Origin of the sequence: Pseudoalteromonas simplex, assembly GCF_015278155.1 — a bacterium.
GTDB classification, from domain to species: domain Bacteria; phylum Pseudomonadota; class Gammaproteobacteria; order Enterobacterales; family Alteromonadaceae; genus Pseudoalteromonas; species Pseudoalteromonas simplex.
Window position 1 is genome coordinate 1 of the sequence record NZ_JADILN010000002.1, and the last position, 21236, is coordinate 21236.

A 21236-nucleotide genomic window follows, 5' to 3' on the forward strand; every position below is an offset into this window, starting at 1 on the left:
GATATAAATTTACTCTGGTATTAACCGCAGAAAGCTCTGCTTTTGTTAGCAATTCGCCATTTAAGAATTGTTGGCAAAGGAATGTACTTTTAAATAACTTGTGCCATCTAATCAGAATCGCTTTATTATTCAAACGCTTTGCTTTTGCAATATCGATATGAAGAACGAGATGAGAGTGGTTACTCATAACCGCGTAGGCGCAAATATCAATACAAAATATACGACCAAGTTGAAGTAGTTTCTTTTCAACCCAATCGCGTCTGTGTTCAAATGAGCGACCAGTTAGTGGGTCTTGCCCGCATAAATAAGCGCGACGAACGCAGCGTGAAATGCAGTGATAATAAGGCGTGTTTGAAACGCTAATTAAGTTTCTACGTGGGGTTGCCATGCTCTTCTCCTCCATGAGTTGAACACTATAAGCTTAGCTGTAATTCCAAAAATTGAGAAATATTAAGTTGGATGTCTACATAAATTTAGTCTTTATATATGAAGCTCGGTTAACTCTTCAAATTTAAAATGGGTGTCTAAATATATATCTAAATAAAAAAGCTCAGCGGTGCTGAGCTTGCTTGAAATTAGGGGGTACTTTGCAAGTGAATGATTACGAAAATGCCTTTTCGCTTAGGAGTTCTTGCATTTGTTCGCGCATTTTAAATTTTTGAAGCTTGCCTGTTACTGTCATTGGGTATTCTTCAACAAAGCGGATGTGCTTTGGTACTTTGAAATAGGCAAGTTTATCTTTTAAGAAATCACGAATGGCATTTTCATCAAGTACCGCATCATCTTTTGGTTGGATCCAGGCGCACACTTCTTCGCCGTATTTTTCATCGCTAATACCAAATATGGCTGCATCTTGAATACCTGGATAGGTGTAAAGTACTTCTTCTATTTCTCTTGGATAAATGTTTTCTCCACCGCGAATGATCATGTCTTTTATCCGGCCAACGATAGCAACAAAGCCATCTTCGTCCATCACACCTAAGTCACCAGAATGTAACCAGCCGTCTTGATCAATTGTTGCTTTCGTTTTTTCTTCATCATTCCAATAGCAGCGCATAATTCCAGCACCACGGCTACATACTTCACCCGGTATACCAACTTTTTGAATATCACCCAGCTCGTCGATAATTTTCACTTCAGTATGGGCTAATGCACGGCCCACTGTGGTAACTTGTTTTTCGAGAGGCGAGTCGGTTTCGGTTACGTTATTTATCGGGCTACATTCAGTTTGGCCATAACCAATTACAACTTCTTTCATATGCATTAATGAGTGAACTTTACGCATAACTTGCTCAGGGCAGGTTGAGCCGGCCATTACGCCTGTTCGGAGGCTAGATAAGTCATAGTTTGCAAAATCTTTAAGCTCTAACTCGGCGATAAACATTGTTGGAACACCATGTAAGCCTGTACAGCGTTCTTTTTCAACAACTTCAAGGGTTGTTTTAGGGTCGAAAGAATCCCCCGGAAAAACAGCGGTAGCGCCTTTACTTATACATACTAAATTGCCAAGCACCATACCAAAGCAGTGATATAGCGGTACCGGAATACAGAGTTTATCTTCATGTTTCAGCTTCATCGCTTGGGCCATCAAAAATCCGTTATTGAGGATGTTTTTATGGGATAAGGTCGCTCCTTTTGGATTACCCGTAGTACCAGAAGTAAATTGAATATTGATATCTTGGTCACAATGTAAAGTGGCCGCAATGGCATCAAGCTCCAGCTTATGGGCATCTGTAGCGCGCTGCATGATATCGCTAAAGCTAAACATGCCAGCAGCAGGTTCATCACCAATACGAATAATGTTTTTTAGGTGTGGCAGGGCGTTTAAATTTAATTTACCTGCTTGTGAATCTGCAAGCTCCGGTGCGAGCTCATTGAGCATGTTTATATAATTACTGGCTTTAAATTCAGTTGCTGTGATAAGTGTTGAGCACTCAACACTATTGAGTGCGTATTTCAATTCGTTTGGTCGATATGCAGGGTTAATGCACACCATGATTGCACCAATTTTAGCTGTGGCAAATTGAGTTAAACACCATTCGATATTATTGGGTGACCAAATTCCAACACGATCGCCAGGTTTAACGCCAAGTGATAATAATCCCATTGCTAACTGGTTAATCTGCTGCTGGTATTGTCTATAGTTTAATCGGATCTGTTGATGATGAACCACAATTGCGGGGTGATCAGGGTAATTGTCGACAATATTATCAAGGTACTGTCCAATTGTTTGTTCTATCAATGGAATGTCTGTACGGCCTTGATAATAGCTTTGAGAAAGTGGAAGCGCATTAATGTGTGTGTTCTTTGTCTGCATTGTATTCTCCGTGTCCGGTTAATTTGTTGTCATGGACTTGATGCAAAAGAATTGAAACAACCATTTAAGTTGATTTCAAAACATGCGTACCTGATTAACTAAACATAGATTGTCGACAAAGAAAAGCTTTATAAGACTAATGTACAGAGTGTAATTTTAATAAAGCAGAATAAAGAATGGGTTTTGAGGTATAAAAAAACGTGCCGTAGCACGTTTTTTTAAGAATAAGCAGCAATTAAGCTTTTGACTCATCTTGCTTATAAGTTTTACGCATGATGTACACGTAAGCACTAATGAATGCATTTTCTTGGAATTTTTTCAGTCCTGTGTCTTCAAAATCAATAGGCACTGGGTTGCGCTTAAGCTGCTCTTTGATTTCAGTTGCAGATAAAATTTGCACATCTAAGCGTTCAATTAACTGAATAGCCGTTTCCATTTTGAAACCTTTTGCGCTGCCAGCAAACTTACCTTTAGCTTGGCGCTCTTTAATTGCTACAGAGTCAATTTGGTAATCCTCCATTAATTTTTTGAAATCAAATTGGAATTTACGCATTACTTCTGTGTCATTACCATTGCCTAAGGTAAAACGTGTTTGTCTGACATCACGTATATCAAATACGTCATTGTCTTTGGTTAAAATGCACAGCAGTACATCACTACCTGTAATTTCTACACCACATGTTCTCATGGTCTTTCTCTAAATAACTTAATTTGCGCAATTATAGCAATTAACGTTATGAAAAACAGGTGCTTTAAAAATGAATTTTAATAGAGATAACACCGTGGTCACTTACACTAATATCTTCGGTTAATTTACTTGGCGAAATATGCTTATCATAACTTTCGTAGTCGAGCACTTTAACTTTCGAAGCTTGGCAATCGGGATTAAAATGCGCTGAAGCAAGAATATAATCTAATACATTCCCTTTTCCTTGGTAATAATGGCTAAAGGGTTTGTTTTTATTATCATAATATGAGCGGCTAAACTCATAGCTGTCGGTCAGACCAACAACGAGTTCGTTCTGTTCTATACAAGGTTCACAGCGAGTTGGATGAAAGCCTTGAGTCATAAATGATAAAGTTGGGCTGGTAAGTACATCATTAAAGTCTCCCATAACAAGTGTTGCACATTGCATTTCTCGCTGCGTTTTCAGTGCATCATAATAGACAATAGACGCTTCTAATGAGCGGGATATTTGCGACTGCATGGTACCTACCGTTTGATGTAGTAACTGCAGGAGCGGATCTTCAAGGTTATGAATATTAAGAATGTGAGCCATTGATTGCACACGCTGTGACTTAAAATGAACAACATAAAAACAGACTTCACCAAAATCAGGTAAATCAATGATGCATTTAATCGGTGTGCGATTAAATTTGAACTCATTTTGATTGTTTAAGTACTCAAGTAATTCAGGGCATGGCGTCAGTGCATCGGCTGATTTAAACGGGTATTTACTCGCAATTGCAACTACAGGGTTGAATAACACTTGCGGATAGAGCGCATCATGGGACGGGCTATCGACCGTTTTAAAATAATCATAACCCGCTTCTTTACACTGCACTTCTAATGCGTGTTGACTAAACACTTCTTGAAATGCCACCACATCAGGGGTTGACTCACTTAAGAAATTAGCAACAAATAATTGTTTTTGCAGCCATTGCGTATTGTTATAGCGCTCATGTAATTGGTAAAACGAGTAGGGTGGCGCGGTATAATTTAATAAGTTAAATGTAGCAAACTTGAAAGAACGCGTGTTTGGCATTTTCATCACCCTAAAAGTACTGACTCATTAAGTATGAAATGAGTTAACTAATTGTCAATTTACTCTTCTAATTACTTGTATTTGAGCACGTGAGCAGCGACAATAGTCGCTTGTATTTGCGAAGACTCAGTAAATACAAGCATAAATAGCAATGCTTATTCGTAAAAGCGTTGCAGAGTTACTAAAAATTAATTTAAAAATATTACATGTGATGCATTGTAGGCATCACCACTGTATTAAGGATTTATAATGCCAGTTATTACCCTCCCTGACGGCAGTCAGCGTAGTTTTGAAAACCCAGTAAGCACATTTGACGTAGCGAGCGATATCGGTCCAGGTCTTGCCAAGGCAACGATTGCAGGCCGTGTTAATGGTACTCGTGTTGATGCATGTGACTTAATCACCGAAGATGCGCGTTTAGAAATTATCACAGCAAAAGATGATGATGGTTTAGAGATTATCCGTCACTCATGTGCGCACCTTATTGGTCATGCAGTTAAGCAGCTTTTCCCTGAAGCAAAAATGGCAATCGGTCCGACCATCGATAACGGTTTTTATTACGATATCGACATGGAACACTCTTTAAGCCAAGATGATTTAGATGCTATCGAAAAGCGCATGCTTGAGCTTGCTAAAACAAACTACGACGTTGTTAAAAAGACCGTAAGCTGGCAAGAAGCACGCGATACTTTTGAAGCGCGTGGTGAAACATATAAAATGGAAATCCTAGACGAGAACATCGCGAAAGATGATCGTCCAGGCTTATACCATCACGAAGAATACATCGACATGTGTCGTGGTCCACACGTTCCAAACATGAAATTCTGCCAACATTTCAAAATTATGAAAGTGGCAGGGGCTTATTGGCGCGGTGATTCTGAAAACAAGATGCTGCAACGTATCTACGGCACTGCATGGGCAGATAAAAAGCAACTTAAAGCGTATTTAAAACGTTTGGAAGAAGCTGAAAAACGTGATCACCGTCGTATTGGTAAAGCGCTTGATTTATGGCACTGGCAAGAAGAAGCACCAGGCATGGTGTTTTGGCACAACGATGGCTGGAGCATTTACCGTGAACTAGAAGACTTCGTTCGTGAAAAATTACGTGAGTACGATTACGAAGAAGTTAAAGGCCCATTAATGATGGACCGTGGTTTATGGGAAAAATCAGGTCACTGGGACAAATACGCAGATGCGATGTTCACAACTGAATCTGAAAAGCGTGAATACGCAATCAAACCAATGAACTGCCCGGGTCACGTACAAATCTTTAATCAAGGTTTAAAATCATACCGTGATCTACCATTACGTATGGCAGAGTTTGGTTGTTGTCACCGTAACGAACCATCAGGTGCATTACACGGCTTAATGCGTGTACGTGGCTTTACTCAAGATGATGCGCATATCTTCTGTACTGAAGAGCAAATCATGGATGAAGTTTCTGCATGTATCAAAATGGTTTACGACACATACGAAACGTTTGGCTTTGAGAAGATCGTTGTAAAACTATCTACTCGTCCAGAAAAGCGTATCGGTGAAGACGAAATGTGGGATAAAGCTGAGCTTGCGCTAGCTGATGCATTAAAAGCAAATGACATTGAGTTTGATTACCTACCAGGTGAAGGTGCATTCTACGGTCCTAAGATTGAGTTTACACTTTATGACTGTTTAGACCGTGCATGGCAATGTGGTACTGTACAGCTAGACTTCGCATTACCAGGTCGTTTAGGTGCAACTTATGTTGCTGAAAATAACGAACGTCGTACACCTGTTATGATCCACCGCGCGATTTTAGGTTCAATTGAGCGTTTCATCGGTATTTTAACTGAAGAATACGCTGGTTTGTTCCCAACGTGGCTTGCTCCTAAGCAAGTTGTGATCATGAACATCACGGACAAACAAGCAGATTATGTGCAAGAAATTGTACAAAAATTAAATAAACTTGGAATTAGAGCCGCTGCTGACTTGAGAAATGAGAAGATTGGCTTTAAAATCCGTGAACATACGTTAAAACGTATTCCATATTTACTTGTTGTTGGCGATAAAGAAGTTGAACAACAAGAAGTGGCAGTACGCACTCGCACAGGTGAAGACCTAGGCAAATTTAGTGTTGATGATTTCATTGCAAAAGTAAGCGAAGAAATTAAAAATCGACAATAAATCATGAGCGTGTAGGGCAAAACAAACAGCCAACTACACGCTTTTTATTTTATATTCTTGGAGGATCGTACCATTAGAGGCGGCAAGAAAGGGCAACAAACAGCTCAAAAAAATCGTATCAACGAAGATATTACAGCTAAAGAAGTTCGTTTAATTGGCATCGACGGCGAGCAAGCTGGCATCGTGTCATTAAAAGAGGCGCAAGCTATCGCTGATGATGCGGGTGTAGATCTTGTAGAAATCAGTCCTAATGCTGAGCCACCTGTTTGTAAGGTTATGGACTACGGTAAGTTCATCTTTGAAAAAAGCAAAGAACTAAAAGAACAAAAGAAAAAGCAAAAGCAAATCCAGGTTAAAGAAATCAAATTCCGTCCAGGTACGGATGAAGGTGACTACCAGGTTAAGCTACGCAACTTACGCAAGTTCTTAGAAGCGGGTGATAAAGCTAAAATCACTATCCGTTTCCGTGGTCGTGAAATGGCTCACCAAGAAATTGGTATCGAATTATTAAACCGTGTTAAAGCCGATTTAGAAGATGTTTCACAAGTTGAATCATTCCCAAATCGTGTTGAAGGTCGCCAGATGGTTATGATGATGGCACCTATTGCTAAAAAGCAATAAACAGGGTATATTACGCACCGATTTTATTTCAGGTCTGCAAGTAACAGTTTACTGTTCACCTGAAATAACCGGTTATAAGTAAGGTTGCACTGCTTTTGTAGTGAGCCTTCACCGGATTATGGCAGTAAGTTAGGCCTTAAAAGTAGAGCTATTTTTATATCTCTCGCCTGCTTGCTAATTTTTAAGCAATACATTTGGAGTTATTGCAATGGCTTACAAGCTAAAAACTCACAGAGGCGCGGCTAAGCGTTTCAAGAAAACTGCTTCTGGCGGTTTCAAGCGTAAACAAGCGCATCTTCGTCACATTCTGACTAAGAAAACTTCTAAGCGTAAATTACACTTACGTCCTAAGATGATGGTTCATAAGAATGACCATGGTCTAGTTTCACGTATGTTACCATTCGCTTAATAGGAGTCTTCAGAAATGGCAAGAGTTAAACGCGGTGTTATCGCACGTGCACGTCACAAAAAAGTTTTAAAGCAAGCTAAAGGTTACTACGGAGCACGTTCACGTGTTTACCGCGTAGCTTTCCAGGCAGTTACTAAAGCGGGTCAATACGCTTACCGTGACCGTCGTGCTAAGAAACGTACTTTCCGTCAACTTTGGATTGCACGTATCAATGCAGCAGCTCGTCAAAACGGTCTTTCATACAGCCGTTTTATCAATGGTCTTAAAAAGACTTCTGTAGAAATCGATCGTAAGATCCTTGCAGATATCGCTGTTTATGACCAAGTTGCATTCGCAGCGCTTGTTGCAAAAGCAAAAGAAGGCCTAGCGGCTTAATTTCGCTTTTCATAAAGTTTAAAAAGGAGCCTAGTGCTCCTTTTTTTGATCTTAATTAATATTCATAACTAACAACGATTTTGCATAGCGTATGTCGTTTGCTCCATTTTTTTGTTGAATCACCGCAGTTTACGCAATCCATTCAGATTAGTTGTTATAATTTCCCCAATATAGAATAAGTACCGCACTTGAGAGTGATATGTTTGCGAGTTTAGTGTTTTTATCTGCTGCAGTAACTTTAGACAGCCACTTACCCCCATTATTGCCATGGCAAGGCGATAGTGTGTCTTTAATGCAAGAAAAAGGACCTTTAACCACAGATTTTGAATTAAGCGAAGGCACTTTATCGCCTGATTATGCAGACACTATGGCGTTCGTAGATCGCCTTGTTGCCGCAAACCCAACACAATTCAAAGTAACGACTATTGCGACAAGCAGTGCGGGTCGTGCGGTTAAGATGTTAGTGGCGAATGAGCAAGGTTTGTTTGATGCCAAACAACTTGTTGCTGATACAAAACCAACCATCTTTATTCAAGCAGGCATTCACAGTGGTGAAATTGATGGCAAAGACGCCATGTTTATGTTGCTACGCGATATTGCAACAGGTAAACGCCGCGATATTCTTAGCAAAGTCAATATTCTTTTTATTCCTATTTTAAACGTTGATGGTCACGAGCGTAGTAGCCAATACAACCGAATTAATCAGCGTGGCCCAGTAGAAATGGGCTTTAGAACGAATGGTCTAAATTTAAATTTAAATCGTGATTACACTAAGCTTGATACACCCGAAGTACGAGGTGTGATGCAGGTTATTAATCAATTTAAGCCAGATTTATACGTGGATGTCCATGTAACCGATGGCGCTGATTATCAGTATGACGTGACCTACGGCTATAATCCGGTTTTTTCGAGTGAATCACCGAGTGTCTCACAAGCGCTGGATAATCTATTTAAACCTGTTATTGATGCCAAACTCGAAAAAGCAGGGCATATTCCTGGTCCACTTGTGTTTGTAATGGACAAGCGGGAATTTAAAAAAGGGTTAGCGGGTTGGGTGGCAACACCACGTTTTTCAAATGGCTGGGGTGATTTACGTTCATTACCGACTATCTTAGTTGAGAACCACTCTTTAAAACCTTATAAGCAGCGCGTATTAGGTACTTATGTATTTATTGATGGTGCCATTGATGCTTTAGCTGCAAACGATAAAGCCCTTAATGAAGCAGTTCAAAAAGAGCTCGATTTCAAACCTACGCAATTAGTTGTTGAACGTGGTTATGCAAAAGAGCCAGATACCATCGAATTTAAAGGGATCGCCTATTCAAGAACTGAAAGCGCATTGTCTGGGCAACCTGAAGTTAAATATTTAGGTGAAGCTAAAAACTATGACGCTTTGCCTATTTTTTGGCAAAAAGAAGTTAAAAAGACTGTTAACGTACCTGCTGCGTTTTATATTCCGCCGGCGTACAGCCAATTGGTAAGTAAGCTTAAATTACACGGCGTAGAGGTAACGACGTTGAATGGTTCTGTTTCTGAGCCATTAACGCAAGCAAGCGTTGCTGATTACTCATTTGCAAAAGCACCTTTTGAAGGACGTTTTCGTGTAGAGGCGACATTTGATTACAATACCGTAGAAAATGTCGATATGACCAGCTGGTACAAAGTCTCAACTGAGCAGCCATACTCAGAACTGGCTACACACTTACTACACCCAGAAGCACCAGATTCATTCTTTGCTTGGGGCGAGTTTAATACTATTTTTCAGCGCACTGAATACGTTGAGAATTACGCTTTAATGCCGTACGCACGTCAAATGCTAAAAGAAAAACCTGCATTGGCTTTAGAGTTCGATAAAAAAATTCGTGAAGATAAAAACTTTGCTAAAGATGCTGATGCGCGCTTGCATTGGCTTTATGAGCGTACACCGTTTTATGATCAAGGCTATTTAAAATACCCAATTTTAATGGCGTTTGAGCAGTTACAAAAAGGACAATAACATGAAAGTGAAAGCTGTTCCTGTTACTGGCTTTGCGCAAAATTGCCGCATTATTATTTGTGAGCAAACGAATAAAGCGGCCTTGGTTGACCCTGGTGGCGATGCTGAAAAACTTCAAGCAGAACTTGCTGCTTTAAGTTGCCAATTGGAGGCAATTTATTTAACACATGGCCACTTAGACCATGTGGGCGCTGCAAAGCAACTCGCAGAGCATTTTAGCGTTGATATCATTGGCCCACATTTAGATGATAAATTTTGGTTTGATGCCTTGCCAATGCAAGCGCAAATGTTTGGTTTTGCACCAATTACACCATTTTATCCAACGAAGTGGCTAAATCATGGCGATACAATCACAGTGGGTGAACTTGAGTTATCTGTACGCCATTGCCCAGGGCATACGCCTGGTCATGTTGTTTTTTACCACCAAGGTTCAGAACAGGTGATAGTGGGTGACGTGATTTTCCAAGGCTCTGTTGGTCGTACTGATTTTCCAAAAGGGGATAGTGCTCAATTAATCGAATCAATTAAGTCTGAGATTTTATCATTCTCTGATGAAGTTGCTATTTTGCCAGGCCACGGTCCGAATACCACCGTAGGGCATGAGCGAAAAACAAATCCATTTATTAGTGGGCGTTTTGGTTGATATTTACTCGCAATAATGGCTAATTTTTTAATTAAGTGGATTGGTATAAAGTTGCAATTTTTTTGCACAAACAGTAGAAAATAGGCAGACTGATATTTAAATCAGTTATATAATTTAACCAGTATTTTTACAGAAAAAGAAATAAAATGTCTCTGAACCAAGTAGATCGCCAAATTTTGGCATTATTACAGCAGGATGCTAGCTTATCTACGGCAGAAATTGCCGATAAAGTTGGTTTATCTCAATCTCCATGTTGGCGTCGTATTGCTAAGCTTGAGCAAGATGGTTATATCAAAGGTAAAGTTGCTTTGCTTGACGAGAAAAAGCTTGGCTTTGATATGTTGGTTTATGCCCATGTTCGTCTATCTAACCACGGTAGAACGAACCTAGCTGAGTTTGAACGTTTAATTATGAGCTATGATGAAGTAACCGAGTGTTACAGTATGGCTGGTACGATGGACTTTATGCTTCGTATTATTTCAAAAGGTATTGAAGGTTATGAGCAGTTTGTTCGTGATAATCTACTAAACCTTGAGTTTGTTCAAGAAGTTCACTCAAACGTGACCATGACATGCGTTAAGCGTAGTACGTCTTTACCTCTTTAATCTTTTTCTACTACGTTTTATTTTTCGAAAACGGTTAGTGCTTTTAGGTACTAGCCGTTTTGTTGTTAATAATTGTTAACTTTTGCGGATTTTGCTAGAATTCTGCGCCTTGCCGAAATGCATTCACTATAAAGAGGATCTTAATGTTTAACTTACTCAGCAAAGCGCCAAGCTCTGCTAAAAACGATATTCTATCAGGCCTGACCGTTGCGTTGGCATTGGTACCAGAAGCGGTTGCGTTTGCTTTTGTTGCCAATGTTGAGCCTTTGGTTGGTTTATATGCCGCATTTATTGTTGGCTTAATTACGGCTATTTTTGGTGGTCGTCCAGGTATGATTTCTGGTGCTACCGGCGCACTAGCCGTTGTAATGGTAAGTTTAGTTTTAGATCATGGTGTAGAGTATCTATTTGCAACCGTCTTATTGATGGGGATACTGCAAGTACTCGCAGGTATCTTCAAGCTTGGCAAGTTTATTCGCATGGTTCCGCACCCTGTAATGCTTGGCTTTGTAAATGGTCTTGCGATTGTTATTTTCTTGGCGCAACTGGGTCAATTTAAAGTACCAGACGGTATGGGTGGCCAACAGTGGATGGAAGGGCAAGCACTTTATATTATGCTTGGCTTAGTAGCGTTAACTATGGCTATTATTCATTTCTTACCTAAGTTAACTACAGCTGTACCTTCATCGTTAGCTGCCATTGTAACGGTAACAGCGATTGTGATTGGCTTTGATTTAGAAGCGCGCACTGTACTAGATTTCTTAAAAGGAATGACAGGTAATGAGCAGGCAACGATTGCCGGTGGCTTGCCGGAGTTTCATATTCCTATGGTGCCATTTAACCTTGAAACATTAAAAATTATCTTCCCTTATGCTTTAGTTTTAGCAGCGATTGGTTTAATTGAATCGTTATTAACACTGACCTTAATTGATGAAATTACTGAAACCCGTGGTCACAGTAACAAAGAGTGTATTGGTCAAGGCGCAGCAAATATTACCTGTGGCTTTTTTGGCGCGATGGGTGGCTGTGCGATGATTGGTCAATCTATGATCAATATTAACTCGGGCGGTCGTTCACGTTTATCTGGTATTAGTGCCGCAATAATACTGCTAGCATTCATCATTTTTGCAGCCAGCCTCATTGAGATGATCCCACTCGCTGCCTTAGTTGGCGTAATGTTCATGGTTGTACTTGGTACCTTCGAGTGGGCAAGCTTCAAAATGATGAAGCGTGTACCTAAGTCTGATGCTTTTGTTATCGTACTTGTTTCTGGCGTAACCGTAGTAACAGATCTTGCGATCGCGGTATGTGTGGGTGTGATTGTTTCGGCTTTAGTTTTTGCTTGGCAGCATGCGAAACACATTTACACAAGCAATTACATTGATGAGCAAGGCTCTAAAGTGTACGAGCTTCATGGTCCTTTATTCTTTGGTTCGGTTAAGAACTTTGCCGAGTTATTTGATGTTAAAAATGACCCAGAAGACGTGATCATTGAATTCAAACATAGCCGTGTTGCTGATCACAGTGCGATTGAAGCGATTGACAGTCTTGCAGAAAAATACGCAAAAGTGGGTAAGAAACTGCATTTGCGTCATTTAAGCCCTGATTGTATTCAACTATTACACAATGCGCGTGATTTAGTTGAAGTGAATGTGATTGAAGATCCAAATTATAAAGTGGCTTCAGATAAACTAGCTTAAAAATAAAGCAGAGAAAAAGCGAAGGCTGTTGTGGCCTTCGCTTTTTTAATGTCTGAAGAATGCGGTAAGGCTATAAAAAATTAAGATAGGCGGCAGTGCTTTGCTCTCGTGACTATCGGTATAATAAAAATAATTATGAAAGGTAATCTGATATTTTGAATTGGCAATCATTAGTTGATAATCGACAACGCTTTTTCTGGGTTTTGCAAATTGCAGGCTGGATAGGGTATGCGTTAGTTAATTATATCGGCTCAAAAGTCTTTGAAATGCGTGATATTTACGTATTTGTTATTGTATTAAACGCTTATGCAGGCTGTTTAATGACAGTACCTTTACGTTATATGTATCGTAAAGTGTGGAATGCCTCACCTTGGGTATTAATGCTTGTCGTTTTTGGTGCTTCCTATGTAACTGGCACATTATGGGCCGTTGTACAAAAATTCAATTTATGGGAAATCTACCGTCACGGTTACCGTCCAAATGAATGGTTTTATTACTTTCAACAAGGTTTAGATTCGGTTTATATCATTCTTTGTTGGAGTGGTTTGTATTTTGGTATTAAGTATTACCAGCTATTGCAAAGTGAGCGTCAAAAGGCTCTAAAAGCAACCACTATGGCTCATGAAGCTCAGCTGAAAATGCTGCGCTATCAACTTAATCCGCACTTTTTATTTAATACCCTAAATGCAATCTCAACCTTAATTTTGGTAAAAGAGAACAAAGATGCAAATTTAATGGTGTCAAAATTGAGTGACTTCTTACGATACACACTCAATACCGACCCAATAAAAAAGGTGCCGTTAGAGCAAGAAATTCATGCCCTCATGCTGTACTTAGAAATTGAAAAAGTACGCTTTGATGAACGTTTACAAGTCAATGTAGACGTAAGTGAGCAGGCAAAAGAAGCCTTGGTACCAAGCTTGATCCTCCAACCTATTATCGAAAACTCGATAAAGTATGCGATAGCGCAATTAAATGAAGGTGGTGTGATTGATATTAAAGCACAAGTTTTTGCAAATGAACTATTATTGGAAGTAGGCGATAATGGTCCTGGCACTGAGCTTAAAAATGGCCAACTGGTTAATTCTCAAGGCGTTGGCATAGCTAATACACAGGACCGCTTAAAAACACTTTATGAGAACAACTACTCGTTTGTTCTCTCTGACAATACGCCAAGTGGATTAAAAGTTAATCTGCGCGTTCCGTTTGAAAAGGCTGTTAAGAAATGAGCAAAATTAGAACTTTGATCGTTGACGATGAACCGCTAGCAAGAAAGGGCTTAGCTGTTCGACTTTCTGAATTTGACGATTTAGAAGTCATTCGTTTATGTAGCAATGGTCAAGAAGCAATTGATGAATGCTTATCGGGCAATATTCAATTGGTTTTCTTAGATATTCAAATGCCAAATATGAACGGTTTTGAAGTTGCAAGAGCACTTAGCGAGAGCGTTAATCCATTACCCGCTATTGTGTTTGTAACGGCTTTTGACCAGTTTGCAGTTAAAGCATTCGAGATTCATGCGTTGGATTATATTCTTAAACCAGTCGATGACAACAGACTAAAACAGGCGGTAGAAAAAGTGCATACCTATTTAAAAACGCAACAAGATAACGCCCACAAGAAAAAACTAGCGAGCTTTGTTGCAGGTATTACAGGCAATAATTGCGAAGAAATTTTAAAGAAGTTAGCAACGGGCGATAGCCTTGCTGACCGTCGTTATCCAGAATCATTAGCTGTAAAAGAGCAGGGCGAAATTGTTCGTGTGCCAGTCATTACGATTCAATGGGTTGATGCGGCTGGTGATTATATGTGCCTTCATTGCCAAGATGGGCAAACACATATCCTTCGTAAAACAATGAAAGAGCTTGAACAAGAGCTTGATCCACAACTATTTGTGCGAGTTCATCGCAGTGCCATTGTGAATACTAAGCAAATTAGCAAACTTGTAACTCAAGTAAGTGGTGAGTATCTTTTAGTGCTAGATAACGGCCAAGAACTAAAAGTAAGCCGTAGCTATCGCGATAAAGTGAAAGCAGCGCTCGCGAGCTAATACCAACCCGCAATAATACTTAATCATTTTGAGGGATCAAACCTGTCGCTAACTGCGTTAAAAATTTCTCATTTAGAACAACTAAATAACGAAATTTTTGCCTTGTAATCAACGAGGTTTTATTGCCTCAAAATAGACTACTTAATTAAGCGGATTGGTATAATAGCTATTCAAAATTTAGTAAGTTAAAACAAAAAGGCGCAATTATTAATTGCGCCTTTTTAATGAAAATTTGTAATAGTTTAAACTGTTACAATCTTCATAGTGTTAGTTGCACCAATCGTTTCCATTGCATCACCATGAGTTAAAATCACAGTATCACCTGCAACTAGTGAGCCTTGCTCAACAAGTGTGTTTAATGCATCACGTACCATGCTTTCGTCTTCACACTTCGTTGAATCAAAGAATACAGGATAAACACCACGGTAAAGTGCTGTTTGGCCCAGCGTACTTGGATGACGTGATAATGAATAAATTGGTAAACCAGAGCTGATGCGTGACATCAATTTAGCTGTACTACCTGATTCAGTCAGAGTCACAATAGCTTTAACAGAATCTAAGTGATTAGCTGCATACATCGCAGATAATGCAATTGATTCAGCATTTGATGAAAAACGGCTGTCTAAACGGTGCTTAGAAACGTGCGTTTCTTTTTGTGATTCAGCACCTAAACAAACGCGAGCCATAGTCGCTACGGTTTCTTCAGGGTAGTCACCAGCAGCTGTCTCAGCAGATAACATAACTGCATCAGTACCATCTAATACGGCGTTTGCTACGTCCATAACTTCTGCACGTGTTGGCATTGGGTTATCGATCATAGATTCCATCATTTGTGTTGCAGTCACAACTGTACGGTTAAGTGAACGAGCACGGCTAATGATAAGCTTTTGTTTACCAACAAGCGCTGCATCACCAATTTCAACACCTAAGTCACCACGCGCAACCATCACAGCGTCAGACGCAAGTACGATATCATCAATTGCTTCAACAGTTTCAACGGCTTCTGCACGTTCGATTTTTGCTAATAGTTGTGCGTTTGAGCCAGCATCTTCTGCTAAAGAGCGAACATAACGCATGTCATCACCACTGCGTGGGAACGAAACAGCAATATAATCAACACCAATCTCAGTGGCAGTGATTAAATCTTCTTTATCTTTATCAGTGAAAGCAGGGGCTGTTAAACCACCGCCTAAACGGTTGATACCTTTGTTATTTGAAAGTACGCCACCAACAGTAACAGTTGTGTGCACTAGGTCACCATCAACGCTATCTACCGTTAATTGGATTAAACCGTCGTTTAATAACAGTAAGTCGCCTGTTTTAACGTCGTTAGGTAGCTCTTTATAGTCGATACCGACTGCATTAACGTCGCCTTGGCCTTTTTCCATTTTCGCATCAAGGGTAAATTTTGCGCCAACTTCTAGGTTTACTTTACCGTCTTTGAAGGTTGATACACGAATTTTAGGACCTTGTAAGTCTGCAAGGATAGCAACGTGTTTGCCTAAACGCTTAGCAATGCTGCGTACCGCTTCAGCGCGGTCTTTATGATCTTGTGCTACGCCATGTGAGAAGTTCAAACGAACCACATTTGCACCTGCACGAATAATTTTTTCTAGGTTGTTATCGCGATCGGTTGCCGGTCCAAGGGTCGCAACAATTTTTGTGCGTCTTAGCATCAAATTCTCCTGTGCGCTCAAATATATTAAGCGAATTGATGGTTATCTATTAAAATGTCGTGCTATAAACCTTTAATATAGGCTTATACATAAGCACAATGTAGAACTCATAAGTAAAAAATGATTGTTTTTACTTATGAGAATCTGGCTCTTTGTATTAATTATAGAGTATACAAAGGGTGAATGACGTTATTATGACACCGGTGTCAGGTAGCGTCAATACACATACCTTTTTAAAGGGTATTATAAAAATCTGGTCCGATGCCTTGGTTATTTTGATATACTGGGGGCCAACGTCGCTTCATGATTTCGATGATTTATCTCAAGTTGGCTGTCAAGCTCGCATTTTTGGGCTGCTTGGGTATAATGCGCGCGTAATTATTTTGATTAACTAACCAATAGTTGTTACCGAGGAGGACACTAAATGCAAGTTGCATTAGTAGGGTTAGGCGTTATGGGTAAAAATCTTGCCCTCAACCTGATTGAAAAAGGGCTGACATTAGTAGCTTACGATAAAAACCCAGATGCGGGTGCCGAGTTACTAAGCTGTGCGAAAGCATTAGGTTTGGCAGACCGTTTACATATTGTGTCTGATTTAAATGATATGGTTAGACGCTTAGAGCCGCCTCGTTCGATTCTTCTTTTAGTTCCTGCTGGTGAATTGGTTGATAAAGTATGTACAGAGCTTGCAGAAGCAGGTGTTGACTGTGATGACATTATCGTAGATTGCGGCAACAGTAACTACAAAGACGGCATTAGCCGTAAACTTAAATATCAAAACAAATTTGAATTTGCCACTATGGGTATTTCTGGCGGTGCAGAAGGCGCACGTCACGGCCCTGCAATGATGGCAAGTGGTTCAGAAGGCGGCTGGGAGCGTGTTGAGCCGTGGTTTGAAAAAGTAGCGGCAAGCTACAAAGGTGAGTCGTGTTTTGCACGTGTAGGCCAATCTGCAAGTGGTCACTTTGTGAAAATGGTGCATAACGGTATTGAATATGCGCTAATGCAATTAATTGCAGAAATGTATCAATTATTACGTTTAGGTACTAATCGTTCACCAAAAGAAGTGGCTGACATTTTCAATGAATGGTCCGAAGGCACTTTAAATAGCTACTTACTGTCAATTTCAAGCCATATCTTGAGCCTTGAAACGACAGAAGGCGAGCCGCTAGTTGATTTAATCGACAATAAAGTTGGCGCGAAAGGCACGGGTTTATGGACTGCACAAAATGCCCTAGAGCTTGGTATTGCTGTGCCATCACTCGTTGCGGCTGTTCAAGCTCGTCACTTAACAAATACGTGTGATACGCATGCTGCTAAAGAAATGACTTACGCTGCTAAAGCAACTGATACCGTTGATTTAGACTTAGCAGAGCTAAAAGATGCATTCACATTGGCAAGTTTACTTGCTTATCGTCAAGGTTTAGCACTTATCAAAGGTGCGTCTCGTGCGCATCAGTGGAAAGTTGATCTTTCTAAAACGCTACAAACGTGGCGCGCTGGCTGTATCATTCGTGCTGATTACTTAGACAATGTCGCTGAAGGTGTAGAATTTATTGATTCTATGCAGCGTGAATCAGCAGCATTACGTAAAGTAACGGGTGCAGCAGTTGCATCTGGTCTTGCATTCCCAGTGTTAACTGCAACGCAAACTTACATTGCGACGTTAACAACACCAAGTAATGGCCACCTTGTGCAAGCACAACGTGACTACTTCGGTGAGCATGGTATTAAAACTCACAGTGGTGAGATTTGCCATTTAACAGACTTAGTTGAGATTGACGAAAAAGTTCGTTAATTATCGAAAAGAATAAAAAAGGCACCAATTGGTGCCTTTTTTGTATTTGTTGTATTAACGACTTAGCTCACCGCGCAGGTTGTCTTGCATCAAATGGCGAATTGTTTCTACTTCAAGCTTTTGACTAAATAAGTAGTGTAACTTGGTCAAACAGGCTTCTAATGTCATATCGTAGCCACTGATCACACCACAATTTAATAAGGCATTACCGGTTGCATAACCGCCCATATTAACTTGGCCTTTTAAGCACTGCGTTAGATTTATAATCACCATACCGCGTTTGCTTGCATCATTAAGAATGTCTAAGAAAGCTGGATCTTGTGGGGCATTACCCACGCCAAAACTTAATAACACAAGTGCTTTGATGTCGTCATTAACTAAACTTTTAACCACTTTTGGGCTGATCCCAGGATAGAGATAAAGCACACCAATTGGCTGTGGCGTGATATTCGATACCTGTAGTTCGTTATCAACATAAGGGCTAAGTTGCCCTTTGAGCAGTTGAATATTAATTCCTGATAGTGCTAATGGTTCAAGGTTCGGTGATGCAAAGGCATCAAAGCCATCAGCATGGGCTTTTGTTGCACGGTTACCGCGGAATAATTGGTTATTAAAAAACAGGCTTACTTCAGCAATTGGGTAATTAGCGGCTAAATACATGGCATTAAGTAAGTTTACTTGGCCATCAGAACGAAGTTGCGACAATGGAATTTGTGAGCCTGTCACAATTACAGGTTTTGTTAGGTTTTCGAACATGAAAGACAAAGCAGAAGCTGTGTAGGCCATAGTATCGGTACCATGCAGAACCACAAAGCCATCATAGTCTTGGTATTTACTCTTAATATCGTCAGCAATTAATTGCCAGTGGGCAGGGGACATATCTGAAGAATCAATGAGCGGGCAATATTCGTGAATATCAAACAAAGGCATTTCATCACGATTAAACTCTGCATTATTGACCACTGTTTCGGTTAAAAAACCTTCTGCCGGAACATAGCCACGGCTCGATTTTTTCATACCGATAGTACCACCCGTATAGGCGATATATATACGTTTACGTTTCATAAAAAAAGCCCAGTTAAATAACTGGGCTTAGTATACCTAAAATCGCTAAGCTAAGTAACTTATTGAATTACATTACACACTAAACAACGAGCGTAAACGCCTTGTGGATCGTTGTAATCTTTTAGATTATCGATCTCACTACTTAACTGATTAATAAGGCTTTGTAAGTTAGCTTGTGTTGCGAGTACTGAGTGTGATGAATCAGACTTAGCAAAGAAGCTCTTAACAGCCGCGGTGCCAAAGATATCTTGCAGCATTTGCTCTTGTGGTGTTAATGACTGTTTGATGGTCTTAACATCATAATGATTAAGCTTAGCAAGCTCAGCTGCCGCCTTAATTGCATCTTGCTTATCGCCAAGCTTATCAACTAAACCTAGTTCTTTTGCTTGAGTTGCAATCCATACACGGCCTTGGGCAATTTTATCAACTTGCTCAGGCGTCATGTTACGTGCTTCAGCCACTACATTTAAAAAGCGTTTATATGCATTTTCAACGCTCATTTGAATGATGTCTGACATTTTCTCGTCAAGTGGGCGTGCAATAGAGAAGCCAGCAAGATCAGTTGTTGCAACACCATCTGAGTAAATACCTAATTCAGCCATGGTATTCTCAAACGTCATGAAAGTACCGAATACACCAATTGAACCTGTAATTGTGCTAGGGGCTGCCCAAATTTCATTGGCTGCAGATGCAATCCAGTAACCACCTGATGCTGCCACTGAGCTCATTGAAGCGATAACCGGTTTACCCGCTGCCTTAAGAGCTAATACTTCAGCGCGGATAACTTCAGAAGCAAACATACTACCGCCACCTGAATCGATGCGTAGTACAACGGCTTTCACTTTGTCATCAAGACGCGCTTTACGAAGTAGGGCTGCAGTAGAGTCACCACCAATTTCGCCCGCTTTACGCTCGCCATCGACAATGGTGCCTTTAGCTACAACGACAGCTACTTTTTCAGTAATTGGGTTATCGAACTCAACAGGCGGTTTTACCAGCGATAAATACTCACGGAAGCTTACTTGCTTAAAGGTTTTACCTGTTTCTTCTGCACCGACTAACTCAATAAGTTGTTGGCGAATTTGTTGTGATGTTTTTAAAGAATCAACCCACTGATTATTTAGCGCGTATTGGCCCGAGTTACCATCCACTGCTTGCATTTTTGCAAGATAAACATCCATATCTTCATCGAAATTACTTTCATCGAATGGACGGCTTGCTGCAACGTCAGTTTTGTACTCGTTCCAAAGTGCAGTTAACCAAACGCTGTTCGCTTCTTTTGCCGCATCTGACATATCATTACGAATGAATGGTTCAACCGCTGATTTATAAGTACCCACACGGAAAATATGTTGAGTCACTTTTAACTTTTCAAGTGCATCTTTGAAGTAAAGCGGGAACATACCGTAGCCTTCAATGCTCACACCACCATATGGGTGCATAGACACTTCATTGGCATGGGCAGCAATATAATATTGTGCTTGTGTATAGTAGTAGCCCGTTGCAATAACTTGCTTGCCTGCATCTTTAAACGCATCAATTGCTTTCGTTATTTGTTTTAGCTTATTAATGTGCGCGCTTGGCATTTTTTGTAGGTCAAGAAGCATAACACTGATGCGATCATCTTTAGTTGCTTCGTTGATCACTTCAATGACATCATCAAGAAGAATTTCTGATGGTGCTTCTTTACCCATAGTTGCATCGTTGATTGCTGCTTCTACAGGATCAACATAGGTTTTTTCTTCAACAATAGGGCCATTTAAGTTTAGGCGTAGCACGGTTCCGTCTGCTACTTTTACTTGGTCTTCTTCACCTGTGATGGCAACAAAGAAGAGTATTACTAGTAATAGAAATAATATGTTTAGGACCAAACGGCGGGAAAAATTAATCCCGGTCCAAATGCCTTTAAATATCTTTGCTAGCAAAATAAATCCTTAATTCAGTACAGCTTAGTAGTGAACTCATCTTAGCTTAGAATAACTTTAAAATTAACTGTTAAATAGTAACAGAGTGTTTAAAACGATAATTTGCTACCGATTAATTAGCAGTGAAAAG

Annotated in this window: 18 protein-coding genes; 11 read left to right on the top strand and 7 right to left on the bottom strand. The window is 40.1% G+C overall.

Annotated features, from left to right (window positions below):
• The 4 genes from IRQ78_RS03885 to IRQ78_RS03900 form a co-directional block, all read right to left on the bottom strand.
• A partial coding sequence (locus IRQ78_RS03885) for a transposase (RefSeq protein ID WP_194441420.1) occupies positions 1-388 on the bottom strand: 388 nt, incomplete at its 3' end.
• A gap of 213 nt (positions 389-601) precedes the next feature.
• The gene (locus tag IRQ78_RS03890; protein ID WP_194441421.1) at positions 602-2317 is read right to left on the bottom strand and encodes an AMP-binding protein; all 1716 of its coding nucleotides are present in this window, start codon (positions 2315-2317) and stop codon (positions 602-604) included.
• 235 nt (positions 2318-2552) lie between these two features.
• Positions 2553-3005 carry a DUF3010 family protein gene (locus tag IRQ78_RS03895; protein WP_138601074.1) on the bottom strand — a complete coding sequence of 151 codons (453 nt, stop codon included), beginning with the start codon at positions 3003-3005 and terminating at the stop codon, positions 2553-2555.
• Between the two features lie 64 nt (positions 3006-3069).
• Positions 3070-4083, bottom strand: coding sequence for an endonuclease/exonuclease/phosphatase family protein (locus IRQ78_RS03900; protein ID WP_138601076.1), 1014 nt, complete (start codon positions 4081-4083; stop codon positions 3070-3072).
• 249 nt (positions 4084-4332) lie between these two features.
• On the opposite strand from IRQ78_RS03900, the gene thrS reads away from it, so the two are divergent.
• The 10 genes from thrS (at position 4333) to IRQ78_RS03950 (ending at position 14642) form a co-directional block, all read left to right on the top strand.
• On the top strand, positions 4333-6243 hold the full coding sequence (gene thrS, locus IRQ78_RS03905) for a threonine--tRNA ligase (protein ID WP_054554889.1): 1911 nt from the start codon (positions 4333-4335) through the stop codon (positions 6241-6243).
• 57 nt (positions 6244-6300) lie between these two features.
• Positions 6301-6864, top strand: a complete 564-nt coding sequence (gene infC / locus IRQ78_RS03910; RefSeq protein ID WP_082389338.1) for a translation initiation factor IF-3 — start codon at positions 6301-6303, stop codon at positions 6862-6864.
• A gap of 208 nt (positions 6865-7072) precedes the next feature.
• A complete protein-coding gene (gene rpmI, locus IRQ78_RS03915) occupies positions 7073-7273 on the top strand; it encodes a 50S ribosomal protein L35 (protein ID WP_054554888.1) in 201 nt (66 codons plus the stop codon).
• A 15-nt stretch (positions 7274-7288) separates the two neighbouring features.
• Positions 7289-7648, top strand: a complete 360-nt coding sequence (gene rplT / locus IRQ78_RS03920; RefSeq protein WP_036968189.1) for a 50S ribosomal protein L20 — start codon at positions 7289-7291, stop codon at positions 7646-7648.
• A gap of 199 nt (positions 7649-7847) precedes the next feature.
• Positions 7848-9644: a M14 family metallopeptidase gene (locus IRQ78_RS03925; RefSeq protein WP_194441422.1), complete on the top strand. Its 1797-nt coding sequence runs from the start codon at positions 7848-7850 to the stop codon at positions 9642-9644.
• Between the two features lies 1 nt (position 9645).
• A complete protein-coding gene (locus IRQ78_RS03930; RefSeq protein WP_194441423.1) occupies positions 9646-10287 on the top strand; it encodes an MBL fold metallo-hydrolase in 642 nt (213 codons plus the stop codon).
• 146 nt (positions 10288-10433) lie between these two features.
• Positions 10434-10892: an Lrp/AsnC family transcriptional regulator gene (locus IRQ78_RS03935; protein ID WP_036968198.1), complete on the top strand. Its 459-nt coding sequence runs from the start codon at positions 10434-10436 to the stop codon at positions 10890-10892.
• Between the two features lie 143 nt (positions 10893-11035).
• Positions 11036-12592 (top strand): SulP family inorganic anion transporter, encoded by a 1557-nt coding sequence (locus tag IRQ78_RS03940; protein WP_054554885.1) that lies wholly within the window; start codon positions 11036-11038, stop codon positions 12590-12592.
• A 155-nt stretch (positions 12593-12747) separates the two neighbouring features.
• The gene (locus tag IRQ78_RS03945) at positions 12748-13821 is read left to right on the top strand and encodes a sensor histidine kinase (RefSeq protein WP_054554884.1); all 1074 of its coding nucleotides are present in this window, start codon (positions 12748-12750) and stop codon (positions 13819-13821) included.
• Entirely contained in the window at positions 13818-14642 is an 825-nt protein-coding gene (locus IRQ78_RS03950; protein WP_054554883.1) for a LytR/AlgR family response regulator transcription factor, read from the top strand. The genes IRQ78_RS03945 and IRQ78_RS03950 overlap by 4 nt, the downstream gene beginning before the upstream one ends.
• Before the next feature lie 242 nt (positions 14643-14884).
• Here the strand turns inward: IRQ78_RS03950 and pyk are convergent, their stop codons facing one another.
• The gene (gene pyk / locus IRQ78_RS03955; protein ID WP_194441424.1) at positions 14885-16318 is read right to left on the bottom strand and encodes a pyruvate kinase; all 1434 of its coding nucleotides are present in this window, start codon (positions 16316-16318) and stop codon (positions 14885-14887) included.
• 424 nt (positions 16319-16742) lie between these two features.
• Between pyk and gndA the strand changes: the two genes are divergently transcribed.
• The gene (gndA, locus tag IRQ78_RS03960) at positions 16743-18116 is read left to right on the top strand and encodes an NADP-dependent phosphogluconate dehydrogenase (protein WP_054553937.1); all 1374 of its coding nucleotides are present in this window, start codon (positions 16743-16745) and stop codon (positions 18114-18116) included.
• A 54-nt stretch (positions 18117-18170) separates the two neighbouring features.
• Here gndA and ansA read toward each other — a convergent pair whose 3' ends face one another.
• Complete coding sequence (gene ansA, locus IRQ78_RS03965) at positions 18171-19181, bottom strand: asparaginase (RefSeq protein ID WP_194441425.1); 1011 nt, start codon at positions 19179-19181, stop codon at positions 18171-18173.
• A 59-nt stretch (positions 19182-19240) separates the two neighbouring features.
• The gene (gene sppA / locus IRQ78_RS03970) at positions 19241-21106 is read right to left on the bottom strand and encodes a signal peptide peptidase SppA (protein ID WP_194441426.1); all 1866 of its coding nucleotides are present in this window, start codon (positions 21104-21106) and stop codon (positions 19241-19243) included.
• Between the last annotated feature and the right edge of the window lie 130 nt (positions 21107-21236).